At 71.5% G+C, this 23,345-nt stretch carries 17 protein-coding genes; 11 read left to right on the top strand and 6 right to left on the bottom strand.

Translation table 11 applies throughout. The annotated features are described in order from the left end of the window. Positions 1-199: 199 nt before the first annotated feature. From ACQP00_RS47365 to ACQP00_RS47350, 4 genes are read left to right on the top strand one after another with little or no spacing between them, the layout of a single operon-like run. Positions 200-2,818 carry a valine--tRNA ligase gene (locus ACQP00_RS47365; protein ID WP_433210297.1) on the top strand — a complete coding sequence of 873 codons (2,619 nt, stop codon included), beginning with the start codon at positions 200-202 and terminating at the stop codon, positions 2,816-2,818. A gap of 53 nt (positions 2,819-2,871) precedes the next feature. Then, positions 2,872-4,140 (top strand): bifunctional folylpolyglutamate synthase/dihydrofolate synthase, encoded by a 1,269-nt coding sequence (locus ACQP00_RS47360; RefSeq protein ID WP_433224251.1) that lies wholly within the window; start codon positions 2,872-2,874, stop codon positions 4,138-4,140. Then, complete coding sequence (locus ACQP00_RS47355; RefSeq protein WP_433210295.1) at positions 4,137-4,493, top strand: DUF4233 domain-containing protein; 357 nt, start codon at positions 4,137-4,139, stop codon at positions 4,491-4,493. Before ACQP00_RS47360 ends, ACQP00_RS47355 begins: the two co-directional genes overlap by 4 nt. Then, complete coding sequence (locus ACQP00_RS47350) at positions 4,493-5,464, top strand: helix-turn-helix transcriptional regulator (protein ID WP_433210293.1); 972 nt, start codon at positions 4,493-4,495, stop codon at positions 5,462-5,464. Before ACQP00_RS47355 ends, ACQP00_RS47350 begins: the two co-directional genes overlap by 1 nt. Here ACQP00_RS47350 and ACQP00_RS47345 read toward each other — a convergent pair. Continuing rightward, on the bottom strand, positions 5,453-7,906 hold the full coding sequence (locus ACQP00_RS47345) for a VOC family protein (protein WP_433210291.1): 2,454 nt from the start codon (positions 7,904-7,906) through the stop codon (positions 5,453-5,455). The two genes, ACQP00_RS47350 and ACQP00_RS47345, sit on opposite strands and share 12 nt — an antisense overlap. Positions 7,907-8,041: 135 nt before the next feature. Here ACQP00_RS47345 and ndk point away from each other — a divergent pair, with 135 nt between their 5' ends. Further along, complete coding sequence (ndk, locus tag ACQP00_RS47340) at positions 8,042-8,455, top strand: nucleoside-diphosphate kinase (protein ID WP_433210289.1); 414 nt, start codon at positions 8,042-8,044, stop codon at positions 8,453-8,455. Positions 8,456-8,477: 22 nt separating this feature from the next. On the opposite strand, the gene ACQP00_RS47335 is transcribed toward ndk, so the two are convergent. The 3 genes from ACQP00_RS47335 to ACQP00_RS47325 all read right to left on the bottom strand — a co-directional run bounded on the left by ACQP00_RS47335 (position 8,478) and on the right by ACQP00_RS47325 (position 10,765). Next, positions 8,478-9,182 carry a lysophospholipid acyltransferase family protein gene (locus ACQP00_RS47335; RefSeq protein WP_433210287.1) on the bottom strand — a complete coding sequence of 235 codons (705 nt, stop codon included), beginning with the start codon at positions 9,180-9,182 and terminating at the stop codon, positions 8,478-8,480. Between the two features lie 105 nt (positions 9,183-9,287). Then, on the bottom strand, positions 9,288-10,124 hold the full coding sequence (locus ACQP00_RS47330) for an EamA family transporter (protein ID WP_433210285.1): 837 nt from the start codon (positions 10,122-10,124) through the stop codon (positions 9,288-9,290). Then, the gene (locus ACQP00_RS47325; protein WP_433210283.1) at positions 10,121-10,765 is read right to left on the bottom strand and encodes a B3/B4 domain-containing protein; all 645 of its coding nucleotides are present in this window, start codon (positions 10,763-10,765) and stop codon (positions 10,121-10,123) included. The genes ACQP00_RS47330 and ACQP00_RS47325 overlap by 4 nt, the downstream gene beginning before the upstream one ends. A gap of 26 nt (positions 10,766-10,791) precedes the next feature. Between ACQP00_RS47325 and ACQP00_RS47320 the strand changes: the two genes are divergently transcribed. Continuing rightward, on the top strand, positions 10,792-11,397 hold the full coding sequence (locus ACQP00_RS47320) for a helix-turn-helix domain-containing protein (protein ID WP_433210281.1): 606 nt from the start codon (positions 10,792-10,794) through the stop codon (positions 11,395-11,397). Here the strand turns inward: ACQP00_RS47320 and ileS are convergent. Beyond that, positions 11,363-14,494 carry an isoleucine--tRNA ligase gene (ileS, locus tag ACQP00_RS47315; protein WP_433210279.1) on the bottom strand — a complete coding sequence of 1,044 codons (3,132 nt, stop codon included), beginning with the start codon at positions 14,492-14,494 and terminating at the stop codon, positions 11,363-11,365. The genes ACQP00_RS47320 and ileS overlap by 35 nt on opposite strands. A 354-nt stretch (positions 14,495-14,848) precedes the next feature. Between ileS and ACQP00_RS47310 the strand changes: the two genes are divergently transcribed. Then, entirely contained in the window at positions 14,849-16,372 is a 1,524-nt protein-coding gene (locus tag ACQP00_RS47310; RefSeq protein ID WP_433210277.1) for a chitinase, read from the top strand. Between the two features lie 170 nt (positions 16,373-16,542). Here ACQP00_RS47310 and ACQP00_RS47305 read toward each other — a convergent pair whose 3' ends face one another. Further along, positions 16,543-17,391, bottom strand: coding sequence for a hypothetical protein (locus tag ACQP00_RS47305; protein WP_433210275.1), 849 nt, complete (start codon positions 17,389-17,391; stop codon positions 16,543-16,545). A gap of 66 nt (positions 17,392-17,457) precedes the next feature. On the opposite strand from ACQP00_RS47305, the gene ACQP00_RS47300 reads away from it, so the two are divergent. The 4 genes from ACQP00_RS47300 to ACQP00_RS47285 all read left to right on the top strand — a co-directional run bounded on the left by ACQP00_RS47300 (position 17,458) and on the right by ACQP00_RS47285 (position 23,322). Next, positions 17,458-18,189, top strand: coding sequence for a beta-phosphoglucomutase family hydrolase (locus ACQP00_RS47300; RefSeq protein ID WP_433210273.1), 732 nt, complete (start codon positions 17,458-17,460; stop codon positions 18,187-18,189). Next, positions 18,186-20,543, top strand: coding sequence for a glycoside hydrolase family 65 protein (locus ACQP00_RS47295; protein ID WP_433210271.1), 2,358 nt, complete (start codon positions 18,186-18,188; stop codon positions 20,541-20,543). Before ACQP00_RS47300 ends, ACQP00_RS47295 begins: the two co-directional genes overlap by 4 nt. Before the next feature lie 15 nt (positions 20,544-20,558). Continuing rightward, on the top strand, positions 20,559-22,505 hold the full coding sequence (locus ACQP00_RS47290) for a TIGR03960 family B12-binding radical SAM protein (RefSeq protein WP_433210269.1): 1,947 nt from the start codon (positions 20,559-20,561) through the stop codon (positions 22,503-22,505). 70 nt (positions 22,506-22,575) lie between these two features. Beyond that, positions 22,576-23,322, top strand: coding sequence for a TIGR03936 family radical SAM-associated protein (locus tag ACQP00_RS47285; protein ID WP_433224249.1), 747 nt, complete (start codon positions 22,576-22,578; stop codon positions 23,320-23,322). Positions 23,323-23,345 lie beyond the last annotated feature (23 nt).

The following is a 23,345-nucleotide window of genomic DNA, read 5'->3' as shown; positions in this document are numbered from 1 at the left end:
GCCAGGAGGAGGACCAGCCTGCTGCGCAGGGGGCGTCGTGCCGTACTCCGGAGCAAGGTCGTACGACATAGGCCGGAACGGCTCGGAACGCGGCTCGTCATCCGGGTTCTGCGGCGGGTAGGTCACCGTCGATCAGTCTCCTGAGTGTAGGGGCAATGGCGAGCGTAGACCCCCCGCGCGACAGTTCTAGACTTTGCGTGTGACGGATACTCCACGCGCGGGGCAGGCAACCCCGGCGCTCTCGGCTCAGTACGCTCCCGGCGAGGTCGAGCAGCGGCGGTACGAGCAATGGGTAGCCGACGGTCTGTTCACGGCGGACGCGACCAGCGACAAGCCGCCGTTCTCTATCGTGTTGCCCCCGCCGAACGTCACCGGCTCCCTGCACATCGGCCACGCCCTCGACCACTCGGTCCAGGACGCGCTGTCGCGGCGCAAGCGCATGCAGGGGTACGAGACGCTGTGGCTGCCCGGCATGGACCACGCCGGCATCGCCACCCAGAACGTCGTCGAGCGCCAGCTGGCCGGGGACGGTCAGTCCCGCCACGACCTGGGCCGCGAGGCGTTCGTCGAGCGCGTGTGGCAGTGGAAGCACGAGTCCGGCGGCAAGATCCTGGGGCAGATGACCCGGCTCGGCGACTCGGTGGACTGGAGCCGCGAGCGCTTCACCATGGACGAGGGGCTGTCCCGGGCCGTCATCACGATCTTCAAGCGGCTGTTCGACGACGGGCTGATCTACCGGGCCGAGCGGATCATCAACTGGTGCCCGCGGTGCCTGACGGCCCTGAGCGACATCGAGGTCGAGCACTCCGACGACGACGGCGAGCTCGTCTCGATCCGCTACGGCGACGGCGACAACGCGATCGTGGTGGCGACGACCCGCGCCGAGACCATGCTCGGGGACACCGCGGTGGCGGTGCACCCGGACGACGAGCGGTACCAGCATCTGATCGGCACCGAGGTCGAGCTGCCGCTGACCGGGCGCCGGATCCCGATCGTGGCCGACGCGCACGTCGACCCGGCGTTCGGCACCGGCGCGGTCAAGGTGACCCCGGCCCACGATCCGAACGACTTCGAGATCGGCCAGCGCCACGACCTGCCGAGCCTCACCGTCATGGACGAGCACGGCGTGATCACGGTGCACGGGCCGTTCCTGGGCCTGGACCGGTTCGAGGCGCGCCCCGCGGTCGTCGCGGCGCTGCGCGAAGAGGGCCGGATCGTCGCCGAGAAGCGGCCCTACGTGCACGCCGTCGGGCACTGCTCGCGCTGCAGCACCACCGTCGAGCCGCGGCTGTCGCTGCAGTGGTTCGTGCGGACCGAGCCCCTCGCGAAGGCGGCCGGCGACGCGGTGCGCGACGGGCGGGTGCGGGTCGAGCCGCCGGAGCTGACCAAGCGCTACTTCGGCTGGGTCGACAACATGCACGACTGGTGCATCTCGCGGCAGCTGTGGTGGGGGCACCGGATTCCGGTCTGGTACGGCCCGAACGGCGAGGTCGTGTGCGTGGGCCCGGACGACACGGCGCCGACCGGCCCGGGCTGGACCCAGGACGCCGACGTGCTCGACACGTGGTTCAGCTCGGCGCTGTGGCCGTTCTCGACCCTCGGCTGGCCCGACGAGACCCCGGACCTGGCCAAGTTCTATCCGACCAGCGTGCTCGTCACCGGGTACGACATCCTGTTCTTCTGGGTTGCCCGGATGATGATGTTCGGGCTCTACGCGATGGACGGCAAGCAGCCCTTCGACGTCGTCATGCTGCACGGCATGGTGCGGGACCAGTACGGCAAGAAGATGTCGAAGTCCTTCGGCAACGTCGTCGACCCGCTGGACTGGATCGAGCGGTTCGGGGCCGACGCGACCCGGTTCACGCTGCTGCGCGGGGCGAACCCGGGCGCCGACGTGCCGGTCAGCGAGGAGTGGGTGCAGGGCGCCCGCAACTTCGCCAACAAGCTGTGGAACGCCACGCGCTACGGGCTGAGCAACGGGGCCACGGTCGAGGGCGAGCTGCCGACCGACGAGCTGACCACCGTCGACCGGTGGATCCTGTCCCGGCTGCAGCACGTGATCGGCGAGGTGGACCAGCAGTTCGAGGCGTTCGAGCTGGCCAAGGTGTGCGACACGCTGTACCACTTCGCCTGGGACGACGTCTGCGACTGGTATCTGGAGCTGACCAAGCCGGTGCTCGCCGGCGACGACGAGGCGGCCAAGGCCCGCACCCGCCGGGTGCTCGGGCACGTGCTGGAGAACCTTCAGCGGCTGCTGCACCCGATCATGCCGTTCGTGACCGAGGAGCTCTGGACGACGCTCACCGGCGGGCCGACCGTGATGCGCGCCGAGTGGCCGACGGCGGACAAGGAGCTGGTCGACGACACCGCCGAGCGCGAGGTGGAGAACCTGCAGCAGGTCGTCACCGAGGTCCGCCGGTTCCGGGCCGACCAGGGCGTGAAGCCGGCCCAGCGGGTCGTGGCCCGGCTCGAGGGGCTGGAGGCGGCCGGCCTCGCGCCGCACGAGGGGCTGATCCGCTCGCTGGCCCGGCTCGACACCGCCACCGAGGACTTCGCCGCCTCGGCCCGGCTGGCCGTCGGCGTCGGGGTGACCGTGGAGCTGGACACCCGCGGCGCGATCGACGTCGCCGCCGAGCGGGCCCGGCTGACCAAGGACAAGGCGGCGGCCGAGAAGGAGGCCGCGCAGTGCCGGGCCAAGCTCGGCAACCCGGCCTTCACCGACAAGGCGCCGGAGGCCGTGGTGGCCAAGATCAAGGAGCGGCTGGACAAGGCCGAGGCCGACCTGACCCGCATCGATCAGCAACTGGCCGCGCTGTGAGCCCGAGCTTCCACGAGGTCGACCAGGAGCTCAACGCCCGCGGGTTCACCCGCATGGTGTTCGACCTGTCGCGCATCGAGGGGCTGCTCGACTCGCTCGGCAGCCCCCAGCGGGCGTATCCGGCGATCCATCTGACCGGTACCAACGGCAAGACCTCGACGGCGCGCATGATCGACTCGCTGCTGCGGGCGCACGGGCTGCGGACCGGGCGGTACACCAGCCCGCACCTGCAGAGCATCACCGAGCGGATCAGCATCGAGGGTGAGCCGATCAGCGAGGAGAAGTTCGTCGAGGTGTACGAGGAGGTGCAGCCGCTGGCCGAGTACCTCGACGCGACCAACGACGCACCCCTCACGTACTTCGACATGACCACCGCGATGGCGTTCGCGGCGTTCGCCGACGCGCCCGTCGACGTGGCCGTGGTCGAGGTCGGCCTCGGCGGCGCGGACGACTCGACCAACGTGCTGCAGGCGCAGACCACGGTGATCACGCCGATCGGGCTCGACCACACCGAGTGGCTGGGCGACACGATCGAGGAGATCGCCTGGGCCAAGGCCGGGATCGTGCACAAGGGCTCGACGCTGATCTGCGCGCTGCAGCCGGAGGAGGCGATGCGCCCGATCCTGGAGCGCTGCGCCGAGGTCGGGGCGACCGTGGCCCGCGAGGGGCGCGAGTTCGGCGTGGTCAACCGCGACCTCGCCGTCGGCGGGCAGGTGCTGACGCTGCAGGGGCTCTCCGGGGTGTACGAGGGAATCTTCCTGCCCTTGCACGGCGAGCATCAGGCGCAGAACGCGGCCATCGCGCTCGCGGCGGTCGAGGCGTTCCTGGGCGCGGGCAGCGAGCGGGCGCTCAACGCCGAGGCGGTCCGCGACGGCTTCGCCGGGGCCACCTCGCCCGGCCGGCTGGAGCGGGTGCGCAACTCGCCGCCGATCCTGCTCGACGCGGCCCACAACGCGGCCGGCATGCAGGCCACGGTCCGGGCGCTGACCGAGGAGTTCGCGTTCAGCGGGCTCGTCGCGGTCGTCGCCGCGCTGGCCGACAAGGACGTCGAGGGCATGCTGGAGCTGCTGGAGCCGATCACGGAGAGCATCGTGGTGACCCGCAACAGCTCGCCCCGCGCGATGCCGCTGGTGCAGCTGGCCCAGATCGCCGAGGAGCTCTACGGCGGCGATCGGGTGCATGTGGTACCCAACTTCCCCGACGCGATCGACGCCGCCGTGACGCTCGCCGAGAGCGACAACGCCGTCCCCGGCACCATCGGGATTCTCATCACCGGCTCGGTCGTGACCGTCGCCGACGCGCGCGGGTTGCTGAAGCGATGAGCGCCCCCGCGGGTCTGAAGAACCCGGGCGGTGCCGTGCGCGGCGTCGGGGCAGCCGGGCTGGTCGTCGAGGGCGTGGTACTGCTGCTGGCCCTGCTGCCCCTGGCCAAGCTCGGCCACGGCGACAACACGGCCGCGATCTGGGTCTGTGCCGGGCTGGCGGTCGTGTGCTTCCTGCTGTGCGGGCTGCTCAAGCACGCCTGGGCGTGGACCGCCGGGCTGGTCGTGCAGGTCGCGCTGCTGGCCGGCGGGTTCCTGCACTGGTCGCTGCTCGCGCTCGGGATCGTGTTCGGGCCGGCCTGGCTGTACGCGCTCTACGTGCGCCGGTCCGTCTACGCGAACAAGCCCGACTGATGCGCGCCGGTCGGCTGCTCTCGACGCTGCTGCTGTTGCAGACCCGGGGCCGGCTGACCGCGCAGCAGATCGCCGACGAGCTCGAGGTGTCGGTGCGCACCGTGTACCGCGACATCGAGGCCCTGTCCGCGTCGGGCGTGCCGGTCTACGCCGATCGCGGGCCGGCGGGCGGGTTCGCGCTGCTCGACGGGTACAAGACCAGCTTGACGGGCCTCACGACCGACGAGGCCGCCGCGCTGTTCCTGGCCGGGAGCGCAGCGACCGCGGGCGACTTCGGGCTCGGCCCCACGCTGGACGCGGCGCGGCTCAAGCTGCTCGCCGCCCTCCCCGCCGAGCAGCGCACGAGGGCCGGGCGCATTCAGGAACGCGTGCACGTCGATGCGCCCGGGTGGTTCCGCGATCCGGAGGCCCCGCCCCACCTCGACAGCCTCGCCGTCGCGGTGTTCGAACAAAGCAAGATCCAGATTTTGTACCGCAAGTGGGACGGCGAATCGGTCCAGCGCACGATCGCCCCGTACGGTCTCGTGCTCAAAGGCACCGCCTGGTACGTGGTCGCGGCCGGCAACACCCGCACGAACGCCTACCGGATCTCCCGCATCGACGCGCTCACGGCGCTGGACGAGCGGTTCGAGCGCCCAGCCGACTTCGATCTGCGGCGATACTGGCTGGAGTTCTCGGAGCGGCTGGAGTCCACGCTCTATGCAGGAGGATCCGCGGTGGTACGGCTTTCGCCGCGCGCCGTGCGCCTGTGGTTCCTGCTCGGGCCGGTCGCCGGCCGGGCGCTGCGCGAGACGGCGACGCCCGACGGGGACGGCTGGGTCCGGGTGACCGTCCCGATCGAGTCCATCGAGCACGCCCGGGGCGACTTCGGCCGCTTCGGCGCCGACCTCGAGGTGCTGGAGCCCCCCGAGTTGCGGGACGTCATGCGCGCGACGGCCGCCGCGCTGGCGCGGCTGTATCTAGCGCCGTAGTTCCCATCTGGTGAGGGCGATGGCGTGGCCGTCGGGGTCGCGGAAGGTGGCCGAGCACAGTTCCAGCTGCTCGCCCTGCGGGACGACCCGGGGCCGGTGGACGAAGTCGACGCCCTGTTCGCGGAGGCGCTCGTACGCCTCGTACACGTCGGGCACGTCGAGGTTCAGGTGCACCACGCGCCGGTCGACCGGCGGCATGTCGGCCACCTGGCGCAGCACGACCCGCGCCGTCCCGGTCTCCAGCACGGCGCTGGTCTCGCCGCTGTCGAGCTCGGTCAGGCCGAGGGTCTCGCGGTAGAAGCGGCGGGAGCGCTGCAGGTCCGACACGATGAGCGTGATGCTGACCCCGTGCACGCCGTCGAGCGGCGTGGTGGGCTGCCGGCGCGGCCCGGCGGCCAGGAACTCGGCCACGGCGCCCTCGCTGAGCGGCTGCTCCTCGAGCGCGTCGGCGTCCTCACCGTCGTCGTCCTCGTCGGGCGGCAGGTAGTGCTCGGTCGCGTACGGGTCCGGGGCCACCGGCTCCTCGTCCTCGTCCACGCCGTCGGATTCGGTCTCGGCCGGCGGGCGGAACACGGGCGGGGCGCTGTAGAGGCCGGCGCCGACGGGCACCGGGCCGCGCCCGTTGGCCGACCACGCCGACCGGCCGAACGGCGTCCGGCCGTTCTCCGAGGGGTGCGCCTCGTCGACGGTTGCCGTGGCCCCGTTGCCGTTGGCCGGCCCGGACTCGGCTTCGGTGTCCCCGGCTTCGGTGTCTTCGGCGGCGGGTGCCTCGGCGGCGGTCTCCTCGGCGGTTGTCCCGGCGGTGTCTTCCGCGAGCTCGCCCTCGATCGTGGCGTCGTCGTCCACGGGTGCGAGCTCGCCGTCGATCACCGGGGCCGGCACGTAGATGCCGCGGGTCGGCGGGGTCTCGGACTCGCGATCCGGGTAGTACGCGGCGGGCGGGCGCGGCTCGTCGGCCCCTTCCCACCACTCGATCTCGCCGCCGGCCTCGGGGTCCAGGGCCAGGGCGGGGGTGCGGGAGCCGGCCTCCGGGATCGTGTACGTCTCCGGCGCCTCCATGTTGGCCAGCACCTCGGCCCGGCTGGTGACGATCGGCTCGTCCGTCGCCTCGGCGTCGTCCGGGGAGAACGACTCGGGCCGTACCAGAGCGTGCTGGTCCTTGGTGGTCTCCTCGACGACGGCGATCGGCTCGGCCGCGGTCTCGGCCGCGGTCTCAGTCTCGGTCTCGGCGAGCTGCGCGGTGGTCGGCTCGATCGGGGCGGGGGGCTGCGTTGCGGCGGCAGCCTCGGTCGAGGGGAGCGCCGGGGGCTCCGGCGGCGTCGGACGGGTGCGGTTGGGGCGGGTCCGTGCCGCCGTGCGCGGGTGCGGGCTCGGCCGGCGGTGCTGGCGCGGGGTCGAACGCAGCCGCATGATGATCGGCTCGTCCTCCTCGCCGATGACGGTCGGCCGGGACGCCGTCGGCGGCTCCGCACCGGCTTCCTCCACCGCCTCCTCGACCTCGATCGCGTCCGGCTCCTCGGCGATCTCCGTGGCGGCGGGCGGCTCTTCAGCGATCTCCGGGGCCATCTCCGAGGTGGCGGGCGGTGGGGCGGGCTGGGCGGCGGTCTCGGTGAACGCGGTGGCCGTCGCGGCGGCGCCCAGCGGCTCGGTCGGGCGGTGCGTCGGGCCGTTGGGTGCGGCGGCGTGCCGGGGCTTGGCCGCCTGGCGCGGCGGGAAGCCCATGAACCCGCGCAGGCCGCCCGGCCGGCGGGCGGCGTCGGGGATCTGCTCGGCCGGCGGGGCGACCGTCGCCACCCGCGCGCCGACCGGCTCGTCGATCTCCGCCTGGACCGGGGGGAGGTCGGTCAGGGTCGGGGTGTTGTCCGGCGGGACGGTCGCGAAGGGGGCCGGGCGGCGGTAGTCGTCGTCCGGGTCGTACGCGCCGTCGGCGTTCATGGCCGCGTTGAGGTCGCTGAAGTCGTCGTCCGGCTCGCCGCGGCGCTGCCCGGCCAGGACGACCTGCTGGTGGGTGTCGACCCGGTCCCACTGGACGGTGAACTTGCGCGGGTTGCCCTTGAGGACCTGGACCGGCAGGGTCGCGCCGCGCTCGGGCCACTTGTCGACCGGGATCGCCGGGTCGGTGCCGGTCACCGAGACGCCGTGGATGCCCGTCGCGGTGATGGTCAGCTTCAACCGTCCGCGGGCCGTGCGACCCTCGGCGGTCGGGCGGGCCGTGATCTCCTCGACGAGGGCGGTCCCGTGGACGTACAGGCGGATCTTGTTCCGGTTGTTGGCTACCATGATCATGACCGGCCCGACGGCGGCCAGGAGCACGCCGAGGGCGACCACGAGCGGATTCGCCGCACCCACGCCACAGAAGGCCAGGAACCCACCGATCGCCAGCAGCCCCAGGATGAGCAGGGTCCGGCTGTCGTTCGATGGCGCGCGGTTGCTGGACGGCAAGTCGACCTCCCCAGACGACTGACACCAGGCTATGCCTGATCATTACCGAAACGGAAGTCTCCGGCACCCTGAGCGCCCCGTGGCGGTGACGCTCGGTAGGCTTCGGGCAGTACCGGTGAAAGATGGAGGATTCTCGTGTCTGAGCGCACGCTCGTACTCATCAAGCCCGACGCCGTCCGCCGCGGCCTGGTGGGCGAGGTTCTCGGGCGCCTGGAGCGCAAGGGTCTGACCATCGACGCGATGGCGCTGCGCACGATGGACGTGGCCCTGGCCGACCAGCACTACGCCGAGCACGTGGACCGTCCGTTCTACCCGCCGCTGCGCGACTTCATGACCGGCGGCAACCTGGTGGCGCTGATCGTCGCCGGCGACGAGGCCATCACCGTGGTCCGCAACCTGATCGGCGCGACCGACGGCCGCAAGGCCGCCCCGGGCAGCATCCGCGGCGACCTGTCCCTGTCCAATCGGGAAAACCTGGTGCACGCCTCGGACTCCCCGGACAGCGCGAAGCGCGAGATCGCGCTGTGGTTCCCCGAGTTCGCCCTCTAAAACCCCCGGCCTCCCGGCGGGGTTACTCGCCCGACGTGGGCTCGGTGATCTGGTCGGGGCGTTTCGGGGCGTAGCGGCCCACGTACTCCTGACCGGTGAGCTGCTGGATCGCGTTCATCAGCTTCAGGGTCACCTCGCGCAGGGCGCGGCTGTCGACCTCGCCGCCGCCCTGCCACTGGCTCAGGTCCAGGGGCTCGCCGATGCGGACCTCGACCTTGGGGCCGAGCTTGGGCAGCGAGGCGCCGACCGGCAGGACCTGGTCGAAGCCCATCAGCCCGACCGGGATGATCGGGGCCGGGGCGTCCAGGGCGAGCTTGGCCACGCCGGGGCGGCCGCGGTACAGCCGGCCGTCCGTCGAGCGCGTGCCCTCCGGGAAGATGCCGAGCACGTGGCCGGCCCGCAGCACCGGCAGGGCGGCGTCCAGGGCCAGGAGGCTGGCGCGGCCGCCGGAGCGGTCGACCGGGATCTGGTTCAGGCCGTACATGATGTTGCGCAGCGCCGCGCCCTTGAGGCCGGGGCCGCGGAAGTACTGGTCCTTGGCGAGGAAGTAGACGTTGCGCGGGGCGATGGCGCCCATCATCACCGAGTCGAGCACCGACTGGTGGTTGCTGGCGAGGATGACCGGGCCGGTCTTCGGCACGTTGTCCACGCCGATGATCTTCGGACGCCAGAGGAGCCGGACGGTCGGGGCGATCGTCATCTTGCCGACCGCATAGAGCGCGGACAAATGCCCTCCACCAGGCTCAACGCAACGCTGCCGCACACTCTAACGGCACCGTCGGGCCGGGTCTGCGGGGCAGCCCACAAGGTGGGCAATGCCACGTGCCAGGCGTCAGGAGGCCACGAGGACGAGGGCCGTGGCGGCCAGGCCCAGCCCGGCCAGCTGGACCGGGCGGAGGCGCTCGCGGTCGACGAGCATCGCCAGCAGGACCGTCGAGACGGGGTACAGCGACGCGATCGGGGCGATGATGCTCAGGTCGCCGCGGGCCACCGCGAGCAGGTACAGCGCGTTCGCGCTCATGTCCAGCAGGCCCGCGGTGATCATCCAGCGGCGGGACGATCCGGCCGGGAGGGCGGCCCCGCGCCGGAACCGGGCCCAGGCGAACGGCGCGCCGAAGGCGACCGCGGCCACCTGGGCGCCGGCGATGGGCCAAAGGCCGCCCCCGTCGCCGGCGTGGGCGAGGCAGGTGAAGAACAGGCCGAACGCGGCCCCGGAGAGCAGGGCCAGGCCGACGAGCCGGCCGGTCACCCGGCCGCCCGCGCCGCCGGCCGCGCTGACCAGGCCGATCGCCGCGATCGCGCACGCCGCGCCGGTCAGCGCCAGGGTGCCCGGGCGCTCGCCGGTGGCCAGGCCGAACGCGACCGGGATCAGCGCGGTCGTCACGGCGCTGATCGGGGCGACGATCGCCATCGCGCCGGCCGCCAGGGCGCGGTAGAAGACGAACATGCCGAGCACGCCGAGCACGCCGGCGGCGGCGCCCCAGGTCATCGCGTGTGCGCTGAGCGCGCCCGGGATGAGCAGCAGGTAGACCGCGAGCAGGGGCAGGCTCACCACCTTGGACAGCACCACCACGAGCAGCGAGTCGGCGCGCTGGCTGGCCTTGCCGCCGGAGAAGTCGCCGACGCCCCAGACCAGGCCGGACAGCGCGGCCAGCAGGATGCCGATCATGCGAGCCGCTCGATGGTGGCGGTGTCGGCGTCGAGCAGGGCGACAAGGGCCTCGGCGGCCGGGTAGAGGTCGACGTCGAGCCCCTCCAGCAGGAACACGGCCGAGGTGGTGGCGTCGGTGAGCGCGGTGCGCCGGCCCTGCCGCCAGTTCCAGCGGCGGCAGGTCACGGCCACGTCGTCGCGCCAGACGATCTCGCCGGGCTCGGGCGACTCGGTCACCCCGACGCCGTCCTTCACCGTGTCGAACGGCTCGTCGCCGACCGCCCGGACCAGGCGCTCGGTCCCGGCCAGGGCGGCCCGGTCCTCGCCCCCGATGGGCACGGCGAAGCGGATGCTCACGGCGTTGTACGCGTCGACGATCCGGTTCACCGAGGGCACGTCGCCCTTGGCCGCGCGCTTGCGCAGGGCCTCGGCCGAGCAGGGCGTGCGCTGGGGCTTGGCGCCGAACGCGCGGTACACGTCGCGCCAGGCCTCGAGGTGTGGATGCGGCGCGCCGAGATCGCCCGCCGCCGCGATCGCCGCGTGCAGCAGCGCGGGATCGCCGGGGCCGTTGCGCAGCCCGTCGGCGAGGACCGCGAGCACGGTAGCCTCGTGGCCCACGGAGCGGCACAGGTCGAGCACCTCATCGGCGATGGCGAACATACCTCAGTCGTATCACAATAATGACCGTGAAGGAAAATATTTTGACCGACCGGGAGCGGGACGCCCAGGTGGCCATCGCGCGGCAGGTGAAGGGCCTTCGCCAGGGCCGGCGCTGGTCGCTGGACGAGCTGGCCAGCCGCTCGGGTGTGAGCAAGGGCATGCTCGTGCAGATCGAGGGCGCCCGCACCAACCCGAGCATCGGCACGCTCTGCCGGATCGCCGAGTCGTTCGGGGTGAACGTCGGGCTGCTGCTGGAGGCCGAGCCCGAGGTGGTAGTGAAGCTGGTCGGGGCCGACGAGCCGCCGGTGCTGTGGCGCGGGCCGGACGGCGGGACCGGGCGGCTGCTGCGCGGCGTCAACGACCCCGCGTTCGTCGAGGTGTGGGAGTGGCGGATGGCGCCGGGGGAGGAGCACGACTCCGGCGACCACGCGCCCCGCACCCGCGAGATCATCCACGTCGACGCGGGCTCGATCACGGTCAAGGTCGACGAGACGGACTACCCGGTCGCCACGAAGGAGACCATCGACTTCCCGGCCGACCGCCCCCACCGGTACCGCAACAGCGGCACGGTGGAGGCGGTCCTCACGATGGTCGTGGTCATGCCTCCGGGCGAGCACGACCGACGGGCGTGACGGTCACCTTGACCCCGAGGCCGTCGCCGACCTCACCCGCGAACCCGTCGACCAGGGTGCCCAGCTCGACCGAGTTGGCCAGGGTCTCGCCGGCCACGAACTCGCCGTGCACCGCCAGCGCGTCCGCGACCGCGTCCGGGCCGTCGACGACGACCACGATCCGGTCCGACACGTCCAGGTCGGCGTCGCGGCGGGCCTGCTGGAAGACCCGCACCAGATCCCGGGCCACGCCCTCGGCCGCCAGCTCCGGCGTCACCGTGCTGTCGAGCACGACCACGCCCTCGCCGCCGGGCAGCGGCGCCGACCGGGACGGGTCCGCGGCCACGAGCTTGAGGTCGAACTCGCCCTCCTGCAGCCGCACCCCGCCGGCCGTCACCACGCCCCCGGCCTGGCTCCAGTCGCCGGCCTTGACCGCCTTGATCACCTGCTGGACCTGACCGCCGAGGCGCGGGCCGAGCACCCGCGGCACCAGGGTCAGCACCGGCGTGCAGTGCGCGGCCACATCGCCGGTGAAGTCGACCCGCTTGACGTTGACCTCGTCGGCCACCAGCGCGGCGAACGGGCGCAGCGCCTCCGCGTCCGGCGTGGCCACCGTGAGCAGCGACAGCGGGAGCCGCACGCGCAGTCCCCGGGCCTTCCGCAGCGACAGGGCGGCCGAGCAGACCTCGCGCACGGCGTCCATGTCGGCCACGAGCTTGTGGTCGGCCGGGAAGTCCGCCGCGTCGGGCCAGTCCGTCAGGTGTACCGAACGATCCCCGGTCAGCCCGCGGAAGATCTCCTCCGCGGTCAGCGGCGCGAGCGGGGCGACCACCTGTGCGAGCGTCGTGAGCACGGTGAACAGCGTGTCGAACGCGTCGTGGTCGCCCGACCAGAAGCGGTCCCGGGACCGGCGCACGTACCAGTTGGTCAGCGCGTCGAGGTAGGCCCGCACGGTGCCGCACGCGCCCGAGATGTCGTACGCGTCCAGCTGCCGCCCGACCGTGGCCACCAGCTCGCCGGTCTTGGCCAGCACGTAGCGGTCCAGCAGGTCGGCGCTGTCGGTGCGGCGGCGGGCGGTGTACCCCTCGGCGTTGGCGTAGAGGGAGAAGAAGTAGTACACGTTCCACAGCGGCAGCAGCACGTGCCGGACCGAGTCGCGGATGCCGACCTCGGTGACCGGCATGTCCCCGCCGCGCAGCACCGGCGAGGAGACCAGGAACCAGCGCATGGCGTCCGAGCCGTACTCGTCGAAGACCCGGTAGACGTCCGGGTAGTTGCGCAGGCTCTTGGACATCTTGCGGCCGTCCTCGCCGAGCAGGATGCCGTGGGACACGCAGTTGTTGAACGCGGGCCGGTCGAACAGCGCCGTGGCCAGCACGTGCATGGTGTAGAACCAGCCGCGGCTCTGGCCGATGTACTCCACGATGAAGTCGCCCGGGTAGTGGTGCTCGAACCAGCCGGCGTTCTCGAACGGGTAGTGCACCTGCGCGAACGGCATCGAGCCGGACTCGAACCAGCAGTCCAGCACCTCCGGCACCCGGCGCATGACCGACTGCCCGGTCGGGTCGTCCGGGTTGGGCCGGGTCAGGTTGTCGATCTCGGGCCGGTGCAGGTCGGTGGGGCGCACGCCGAAGTCGCGCTCGAGCTCGTCGAGCGAGCCGTACACGTCCAGGCGCGGGTACTGCGGATCGTCGGACTTCCACACCGGGATCGGCGAGCCCCAGAACCGGTTGCGGCTGATCGACCAGTCGCGCGCGTTGGCGAGCCACTTGCCGAACGAGCCCTCCTTGATGTGCTCGGGCGTCCAGGTGATCTGCTGGTTGAGCTCCACCATCCGGTCGCGGAAGGCGGTCACCTGCACGAACCACGAGGAGACGGCCTTGTAGACCAGGGGCGTGTCGCAGCGCCAGCAGTGCGGGTACGAGTGGGTGTAGCTGTCGTGCCGCACGACGACGCCGGCCGCCTTGAGGTCGCGGATCACCGGCTTGTTGGCCTCGAAGACCTGCAGCCCCTGGTAGTCCGGGACCAGCGAGGTGAACCGGGTGTGCTCGTCGACGGTGACCACGGTCGGGATGTCCACCGAGGCGCACGCGTTCTGGTCGTCCTCGCCGAAGGCGGGCGCCATGTGCACCACGCCGGTGCCGTCCTCGGTGGTGACGAAGTCGGCCCCGATCACCTGGAAGGCGTTCGGGGTGTCGGCCAGAAAGTCGAAGAGGGGGGTGTACCGCCGGCCGACCAGCTCGGACCCGCGCAGCGAGCCGACCCGGGCGGCCCCGGCCAGCTCCTTCTCGTAGGCGCCGACGCGGGACTCGGCCAGGATGAACCGCTCGCCGCCCTCCTCGAACAGCGCGTACTCGATGTCCGGCCCGACCGCGATGGCCAGGTTGGACGGCAGGGTCCACGGCGTGGTGGTCCAGACCAGGATCTTCTCGCCGGTCTCCAGCCGGAACGCGACGGTCAGCGCCGGGTCCTGCCGGTCGCGGTAGACGTCCTCGTCCATCCGCAGCTCGGTGTTGGACAGCGGCGTCTCGCAGCGCCAGCAGTAGGCGAGGACGCGGAACCCCTCGTACACCAGACCCTTGTCGTGCAGGGTCTTGAAGGCCCACATGACGCTCTCCATATAGGGCAGGTCCAGCGTCTTGTAGTCGTTGGTGAAGTCGACCCAGCGGGCCTGGCGGGTGACGTACCGCTCCCACTCGCTGGTGTAGCGCAGCACCGACTCCCTGGTGGCCGCGTTGAACTTGTCCACGCCGAGCTGGAGGATCTCGGCCTTGGTGGTGATGCCCAGCTGCTTCTCGGCCTCGACCTCGGCCGGCATGCCGTGGCAGTCCCAGCCGAAACGGCGCTCGACCCGGAAGCCCTTCATCGTCTTGTACCGCGGGACGACGTCCTTCGCGTAGCCCGTCAGCAGGTGCCCGTAGTGGGGCAGGCCGTTGGCGAACGGGGGACCGTCGTAGAACACGAACTCGTTCGAGCCGTCGGCGCCGGCGTCGCGCTGCTCCACCGAGGCCTCGAAGGTCGCGTCGCCGGACCAGTAGTCCAGGACCTCGCGCTCGACTTCGGGGAGGTTCGGGCTCGCGGGGACGCCGGTGCCCGTGCGGTGCATCGGGTAGGCCATCGGTGGTCGCTCTCTCTCGCGTGGTCGATGTGTCGAATCCACGCGGGGACGAACCCTAGGGTCCGCGGTACCACCCCGCTTGCCGCCGGATCTTGCGTTCGGCGGCCGCTCGTTGGCCGGCTGTCACGGGCCGGTACCCGTCCGGTTCTACTGGGCCGCCGGGGCGGCCGTTCTTCCGGAGGCTCGCCGGTGATGGCCGGGTCGATGCCTGTACCCCGAGGATAGCGCGCCGCGTAACCGGGTTTTCCCGGGAGCCTTATCAAATAGTAAAGAAACCTTGACATTAATTTCCGGTCCGTGGAACGTGAGAGGACACGTCGACGCCCATCGACGTCACCCCCCTCTGGAGAGCCCATGCGTAGACGCCACATCACCCTGCTCGCCGGGGCCGGTGCGGCGGTCATGACCCTGGCCGGGGTCCTGATCGCGCTGCCCGCTTCCGCCGCCGAGCTGATCACCAACCCCGGGTTCGAGACCGGCAACGCGTCCGCCTGGACGTGTGAGTCCGCGTCCGTGACGTCCGGCTCCGCCCACTCCGGCACCTACAAGCTCGCCGGTACGCCCGGCGGCACCACCGCCCAGTGCTCGCAGGTCGTGACGGTCCAGCCGAACACGAAGTACACCCTCACGGGCTGGGTCAACGGCTCCTACGTCTTCATCGGCGTGACCGGCGGCGTCGACGCCAGCACCTGGACCCCCGGCAGCAGCGGTTACCAGCAGCTGTCCGTGCCGTTCACCACCGCCGCCGGGCAGACCAAGGCGACCGTCTTCGTGCACGGCTGGTACGGCCAGCCGGCGTACACCGCCGACGACTTCTCGCTCAACGGCCCGGGCGGCCTGCCGACCACGCTGGAGCCGACCACGCCGTCGAAGTCCCCCTCGGCCTCGGCCTCGCCGTCCAAGTCCCCGTCCCAGTCCCCGTCGGCCTCGAAGTCGCCGTCCAGCTCGCCCTCGACGTCCCCGTCGAACCCGACCGGCTCGCTGCCCAAGCACTTCCTCACCGGGTACTGGCAGAACTTCGTCAACCCGGCCACGCCCCTGCGGCTACGGGACGTGCCCAGCGAGTACGACCTGATCGACGTGGCGTTCGCGGAGGCCGGCTCCTCGCCCGGCTCGCTGACCTACGCGGCCGACTCCGGGCTGTCCAGCGCGCTCGGCGGCTACTCCGACGCCGACCAGAAGGCCGACATCGCGACCCTGCACTCGCGGGGCAAGAAGGTCATCCTCTCCGTCGGCGGCGAGACCGGCCGGGTCAGCGTGGGCGACTCCGCCTCGGCCACCAACTTCGCCAACACGGCCTACGCGCTGATGCAGCAGTACGGCTTCGACGGCATCGACATCGACCTCGAGAACGGCCTGAACCCGACGTACATGGCGCAGGCGCTGCGCTCGCTGCGGGCCAAGGCCGGCGCGGGCCTGATCATCACGATGGCGCCGCAGACGATCGACATGCAGTCCACCGGCAGCAGCTACTTCGCCCTGGCCCTGTCGATCAAGGACATCCTCACCGTCGTCTACACCCAGTTCTACAACTCCGGCAGCATGCTCGGCTGCGACCAGATGCAGGCGTACTCGCAGGGCACGGTCAACTTCATGACCGCCCTGGCCTGCATCCAGCTGGAGAACGGCCTGCGCCCCGACCAGGTGGCCCTGGGCCTGCCGGCCGGACCGGGCGCGGCGGGCGGCGGCGTGGTCGCCCCGGCGCTGGTGAACCAGGCGCTGGACTGCCTTGCCGCCGGTACCAACTGCGGAAGTTTCAAACCCCCGCACACGTATCCCGGCATCCGCGGGGCGATGACCTGGTCGATCAACTGGGACGTGAAGAACGGCAACGGCTTCGCGAAGACGGTGAAGCCGCACCTGGCGACACTGCCCTAGGTCCTTCCTCCACCAACCGGCTCCGGGGGAGAGAGCGTTCCCAGCGCTCTTTCCCCCGGGGTCGTTCACTGTATGGGTGCCTGGGCACCAAGCTGGACACCGTGATGTCCTGAAAAGCAGTGGGGGAGCTTCGCTCCACCCACACCCCCTCAAGACCGCGGCGGGGCGCGCTAGTCGCGGTTGACGATCGCGGCGCGGATGGACTGCATGGAGCGGGAGGCCTCGTCGACGGTCTTGCCGGCGAAGACGGCGATCGCGATCACGCCGTGGTCGGCCCAGCCGCAGACGGTGGCCGGGCGGCCGTCCAGGCGGGAGGCGGCGCAGCGCTGCTCGCCGCCGAGCACCCCCGGCTCGACGTCGCGGACGTTCTGCACCTGGATCTTGGTGCCGAGCTTGCCCAGGCTGGCGTCGAGGTCCCGGGCGGGGTCGGTGATGAACCGGGTCGCCCCGAAGACCAGGATCTTGGCCTTGCCGTCGGCGTTGTCCTGGTACGCCACCGTGAACCCGGACTCGTCGAGGTGGTCCGAGGTCAGCGCGGTCTGCAGCTGCTCCGCGGTCTTCTTGCTGCCCGCGTCCGTGAGCCTGGTCAGGCCGGCCACGCCCGCGTCGACGTTCACCGAGGCCGGGTACTGCACCCACCACGGCCGCGCCCAGGCGTACGAGCCGCCGCAGCAGCCGGCGCACAGGACCAGCAGGAACAGCATCACCCAGGGCCACTTGCGCCGCCTCCGGTACTGCGGGGGAGGCGGGAACGGGCCCGGCCGGTAGCCCGGCGGGAGGGGTCCGTAGCCCGGCGGGACGACCGGCACGTAGCGGATCTGCGGCTGGGGTTGAGGCTGTGGCTGGGGAGGGTTCGCCGGCAGCTCACGGGTCCGCGGGAGCTCCCGCGTCTCGGGTTCGGCCGGGAGGTCGAGGGTGTCCTCCCACTGGCGGCGCCGGCGCGATCCGCCCTGGGGTACGGAGGCGGAACCGACCCACGTGGGTGAGTTCGGCGGCTCGCCCGGTGGCGGATGTGTCACAACTGGAAGGCTAGCGATCCCGTGCACGCCGCGCAGAGTTCGCTGATCGGGGATAACGTCGAAGGAGTGCTGGGTCTACCGGATCATGTCACCGCGTGCCTGTTCGATCTCGATGGTGTGCTGACCCCGACGGCGGTCATCCACAACAAGGCCTGGACCGCGATGTTCAACGAATTCCTCAAGGCCAGGGGTCAGCAGGAGTTCGACCCGGTCCACGACTACAACGACTACGTCGACGGCAAGCCCCGCGAGGCGGGCGTCCGCGACTTCCTGGCCTCCCGCGGCATCACGCTGCCGGAGGGCACTCCCGACGACCCGCCCGGGGCCGAGACGGTCTGGGGGCTGGGCAACCGCAAGAACGTCCAGGTGCTGAAGCTGCTGGACGAGGGCAAGCTGGAGCCGTACCCGACCTCCGTGACGTACCTGCGGAAGGCGCGGGCGGCCGGGCTGCGCTGCGCCGTGGTCAGCTCCAGCGCCAACACGCTGCAGGTCATCACCAACACCGGGCTGGATCAGTACCTCGAGGCGCGGGTCGACGGGGTGACCATCCGCGAGCGCGGGCTCAAGGGCAAGCCGGCCCCGGACACGTTCCTGGAGGCCGCGCGCGAGCTGGGCGTCGAGCCGCACAACGCGGTCGTGTTCGAGGACGCGCTGGCCGGGGTGACCGCGGGTCACGCCGGCGGCTTCTACGTCGTCGGGGTGGACCGGGTCGGCGGCAAGCACGCCGACGACCTGGCGCGCTCCGGCGCCGACAAGGTGGTCAAGGACATCGGAGAGCTTCTCGAGGAGCAATCGTGAGCGTCTTTCCCGTCGAACCCTGGGCGCTGCGCGAGACGAGTCTGGACGTCGAGACGCTGGCCCAGACCGAGTCGCTGTTCTCGCTGGCCAACGGGCACATCGGCCTGCGCGGCAACCTGGACGAGGGCGAGCCGTTCGGCCTGCCCGGGACCTACCTGAACTCCTTCTTCGAGGAGCGCCCGCTGCCCTACGCGGAGGCCGGGTACGGCTTCCCGGAGGAGGGCCAGACGATCCTCAACGTGACCAACGGCAAGGTCTTCCGGCTGCTGGTCGACGACGAGCCGTTCGACGTGCGCTACGGCAACCTGGTCGCCCACGAGCGCGTGCTCGACCTGCGCGGCGGCACCCTGCTGCGGGACGTCGAGTGGGTCTCGCCGGCCGGGCAGCGGGTCAAGGTCCGCACGGTCCGGCTGGTCTCGCTGGAGCAGCGCTCGGTGGCCGCCTTCCTCTACGAGGTCGAGCCGGTCGACCAGCCGGCCCGGATCATCGTGCAGTCCGAGCTGGTGGCCAACGAGGACGTGCCCACCCCGAGCAAGGACCCGCGGGTCGCCGCCGCCCTCGGCCACGCGCTGGTCGGGGAGGGCCACTACGCCCGCGACCTCGACGCCCAGCTGCTGCACCGCACCAACGCGAGCCGCCTGCGCCTCGGGGCCGAGATGGACCACGAGGTCGAGGCGCCGGTGCCGGTGCGCACGCACACCGACTCCACCGACGACTGGGCCCGCACCACGTTCGCCTGCGAGCTGCAGCCCGGCCAGCGGCTGCGGATCGTGAAGTACCTCGCCTACGGCTGGTCCAGCCAGCGCTCCCGCCAGGCCATCCGCGACCAGGTGCACGGCGCCGTGGCCGGGGCCAAGCTGGGCGGCTGGGACGGCCTCGTGAAGGCCCAGCGGACCTACCTGGACCAGTTCTGGGCCCAGGCCGACGTCGAGATCGACGGTGACTCGGAGATCCAGCAGGCCGTCCGGTTCGCGCTGTTCCACCTCATGCAGGCCGGCGCCCGCGCCGAGGCCCGCCCGATCGCGGCCAAGGGGCTCACCGGCCGCGGGTACGACGGCCATGTCTTCTGGGACACCGAGAGCTTCGTGCTGCCGGTGCTGACCTACACCCACCCGCAGGTCGCGCGGGACGGGCTGCGGTGGCGCCACGACACCCTCGACCTGGCCCGGGACCGCGCCCGCCAGCTCGGCCTCAAGGGCGCCACCTTCCCCTGGCGCACCATCCGCGGTCAGGAGTGCTCGGCCTACTGGCCGGCCGGCACCGCGGGCTTCCACGTCAACGCCGACATCGCCGCCGCGGTCGTGCGCTACGTGCAGGCCACCGGCGATCATCAGTTCGAGCAGGAGTACGGGCTCGAACTGCTCGTCGAGACCGCCCGGCTGTGGCGCTCGCTGGGCCACCACGACCGCCACGGCGTGTTCCACATCGACGGGGTGACCGGCCCGGACGAGTACTCCGCGATCGCGGACGACAACATCTACACGAACCTCATGGCGCAGCACAATCTGCGGCACGCGGCCGACGCGGCCGAGCGGCACCCGGAGAAGGCCCGCGAGTTCGGGGTCGACGACGAGGAGGTGTCCTCGTGGCGCGACGCGGCCGCGCGGGTGCACCTGCCCTACGACCGGGAGCTGGGCGTGCACCAGCAGTCGGCGAACTTCACCCTGCACCAGGAGTGGGACTTCGCCAACACGCCGAAGGACCACTACCCGCTGCTGCTGCACTACCCGTACTTCGACCTGTACCGCCGCCAGGTGGTCAAGCAGGCCGACCTCGTGCTGGCCATGCACTGGCGCGGCGACGCGTTCACGGCCGAGGAGAAGGCCCGCAACTTCCACTACTACGACGAGCGCACGGTCCGTGACTCCTCGCTGTCGGCGTGCACCCAGGCGGTCATGGCGGCCGAGGTCGGGCACACCGAGCTCGCGTACGACTACCTGGGCGAGGCGGCCTTCGTCGACCTGTACGACCTGCAGCGCAACGCGGGCGACGGGCTGCACATGGCCTCGCTGGCCGGCACCTGGCTGGCCATCGTGGCGGGCTTCGGCGGCATGCGCGACTACGGCGGCGAGCTCACGTTCATGCCCCGGCTGCCGTCCCGGATCGACAAGCTCAAGTTCGCGGTGACCATCCACGGCGACGTCCTGCGGGTGGAGATCGACCACAGGCAGGCGACCTACACCGTGGACCAGGGCGAGATCGCGCTGCGCCACCACGACGAGCACGTCTCGGTGACCGCCGGCAACCCGGTTACGCTGCGGATTCCCGATCCTCACCCGGGCACTCCGGCGCCCCGCCAGCCCCGCGGGCGCGCTCCGCACCGGCGGCAGCGAGGAGAACAGGTCCCGGGGTAGGTACTCTGGTATTCCGTGAGTGTGACGAGCGTCTTCCCCCAACTCGAGCGACTGCTGCCTCAGATCAGCAAGCCGATCCAGTACGTCGGCGGTGAGCTGGGCGCGGTCGTGAAGGACTGGGACGCCGTCACCGTGCGCTGGGTGCTGTCCTACCCGGACGCCTACGAGGTCGGCCTGCCCAACCAGGGCGTGCAGATCCTCTACGAGGTGCTCAACGAGCAGCCCGACGTGCTCGCCGAGCGCACCTATGCGGTCTGGCCCGACCTGGAGAAGCTCATGCGCTCCGAGGGCGTGCCGCAGTTCACCGTGGACGCGCACCGCCCGGTCACCGCGTTCGACCTGTTCGGCGTGTCGTTCTCGACCGAGCTGGGCTACACGAACCTGCTCACCATGCTCGACCTGGCCGGCATCCCGCTCGACGCGCGCGAGCGGGATGCCCGGCACCCGATCGTGATCGCGGGCGGCCACGCGGCCTTCAACCCGGAGCCGATCGCCGACTTCATCGACGCCGCCGTGCTCGGCGACGGCGAGGAGGCGGTCCTCGAGATCACCGGCATCGTCCGCACGTGGAAGGCCGAGGGCGAGCCGGGCGGCCGCGACGAGCTGCTGCTGCGCCTGGCCCGCACCGAGTCGGTCTACGTGCCGCGCTTCTACGACGTGGACTACCTGCCCGACGGGCGCATCCAGCGGGTCGTGCCCAACCGCGCCGACGTGCCCTTCCGGGTGCACAAGCGCACCACGATGGACCTCGACGCGTGGCCGTACCCGAAGAAGCCCCTGGTCCCGCTGGCCGAGACGGTGCACGAGCGCTATGCGGTGGAGATCTTCCGCGGCTGCACGCGCGGGTGCCGCTTCTGCCAGGCCGGCATGATCACCCGGCCGGTGCGCGAGCGCAGCATCACCACCGTGGGGCAGATGGTCAAGGAGGGGCTGGAGTTCTCCGGCTTCCACGAGGTCGGGCTGCTCTCGCTGTCCTCGGCCGACCACTCCGAGATCGGCGACATGTGCTCGGGCCTCGCCCAGCAGTACGAGGGCACCAACGTGTCGCTGTCGCTGCCCTCCACGCGCGTGGACGCGTTCAACGTGACGCTCGCCCAGGAGCTGTCCCGCAACGGGCGGCGCACGGGCCTCACCTTCGCTCCCGAGGGCGGCTCCGAGCGCATCCGCCAGGTGATCAACAAGATGGTCACCGAGGAGGACCTGATCCGCACGGTCGTCACCGCCTACACCAACGGGTGGCGGCAGGTGAAGCTGTACTTCATGTGCGGCCTGCCCACCGAGACCGACGACGACGTGCTGCAGATCGCCAAGCTCGCGCACGAGGTGATCCGCAGCGGGCGCCAGGCGACCGGCTCGCGGAACATCCGCTGCACGGTCTCGATCGGCGGCTTCGTGCCCAAGCCGCACACGCCGTTCCAGTGGGCGCCGATGGAGGAGCCGGAGGTCATCGACCGGCGGCTCAAGGCGCTCAAGGACGCCATCAACTCGGACCGCTCGCTGGGCAAGGCGATCGGGTACCGGTACCACGACGGGGAGCCCTCGCAGGTCGAGGGGCTGCTCAGCCGGGGCGACCGGCGGGTCGGGGCCGTGATCCGGCGGGTCTGGGAAAACGGCGGCCGCTTCGACGGCTGGTCGGAGCACTTCTCCTTCCAGCGCTGGGTCGAGGCGGCGGCCGAGGTGCTGCCGGCCTACGGCGTGGACCTGGCCTGGTACACCACCCGGGAGCGCGAGCAGGTCGAGGTGCTGCCCTGGGACCACCTCGACTCCGGGCTGGACAAGGACTGGCTCTGGCAGGACTGGCAGGACGCCCTGACCGGCTACGAGCAGGACGACTGCCGCTGGACGCCGTGCTTCGACTGCGGCGTGTGCCCCAGCCAGGACACCGAGATCCAGATCGGGCCCACCGGCCGCAAGCTGCTCCCGCTCACGCCGGTGTCGGGCCTGCGGGTGCCGCATGCCTAAGCGGCAGCCGGAGGGCAACCAGGACCCCGTGGTGCAGCGGATCAGGCTCCGCTACGCCAAGCGGGGCCCGCTGCGCTTCACCTCCCACCGCGACTTCGCCCGTGCGTTCGAGCGGGCGCTGCTGCGGGCGAACGTCCCCATCGCGTACTCCCAGGGCTTCACCCCGCACCCCAAGGTCTCCTACGCCTCCGCCGCGCCGACGGGGGTGGCCAGCGAGGCCGAGTACCTCGAGATCGGCCTGCGGGCCGTGGTGGACCCGGCCGACCTGCGCCGGGCCCTCGACGCGGCCCTCTCGCCCGGCCTCGACGTGCTGGAGGCGGTCGAGTCACCACTCACCGGCGGGGGCAGCCTCGCCGACCGGATCGACGCGTCGAGCTGGCGTGTCGAGCTTCCGGGCATCTCCGGGCAGGACGCCGCCGTCGCCGTCCGGGCCTTCCTCGACGCGCCCGAAGTGCTCGTCGAACGCCTCACCAAGCAGGGCCGCCGGACCTTCGACACACGCGCCGCGGTGGTCCGGCTCGAGGCTTCCGATCTTGAAATTCTGTCGGATATCGCGGTCAGTGACGTACCTTCCGAGGTCACCGACATACCGTGTGCGATACTCGACCTTGTCGTGCGGCAGGTGACCCCGACCGTTCGACCCGACGATGTGCTGTCCGGTCTGCGCGTTGTGGCCGACCTGGAGCCGCCGGTTCCGCCCCGTGCGACCCGACTGGCTCAGGGAGTGCTGACCGAGCAGGGGGAGTTCGTCGATCCGCTCGCCCAGTCCGGCGACGCGGATCGGCCGGCGGCAGTCGTCGGGACTTCGTCGCCGTAGTCGACGGGTAGACCGCCAGGTGG

The sequence above is a fragment of the Dactylosporangium sp. CS-047395 genome (genome assembly GCF_050942185.1).
Lineage (GTDB): Bacteria > Actinomycetota > Actinomycetes > Mycobacteriales > Micromonosporaceae > Dactylosporangium.
This window is presented reverse-complemented; position numbering and strand designations above follow the sequence as displayed.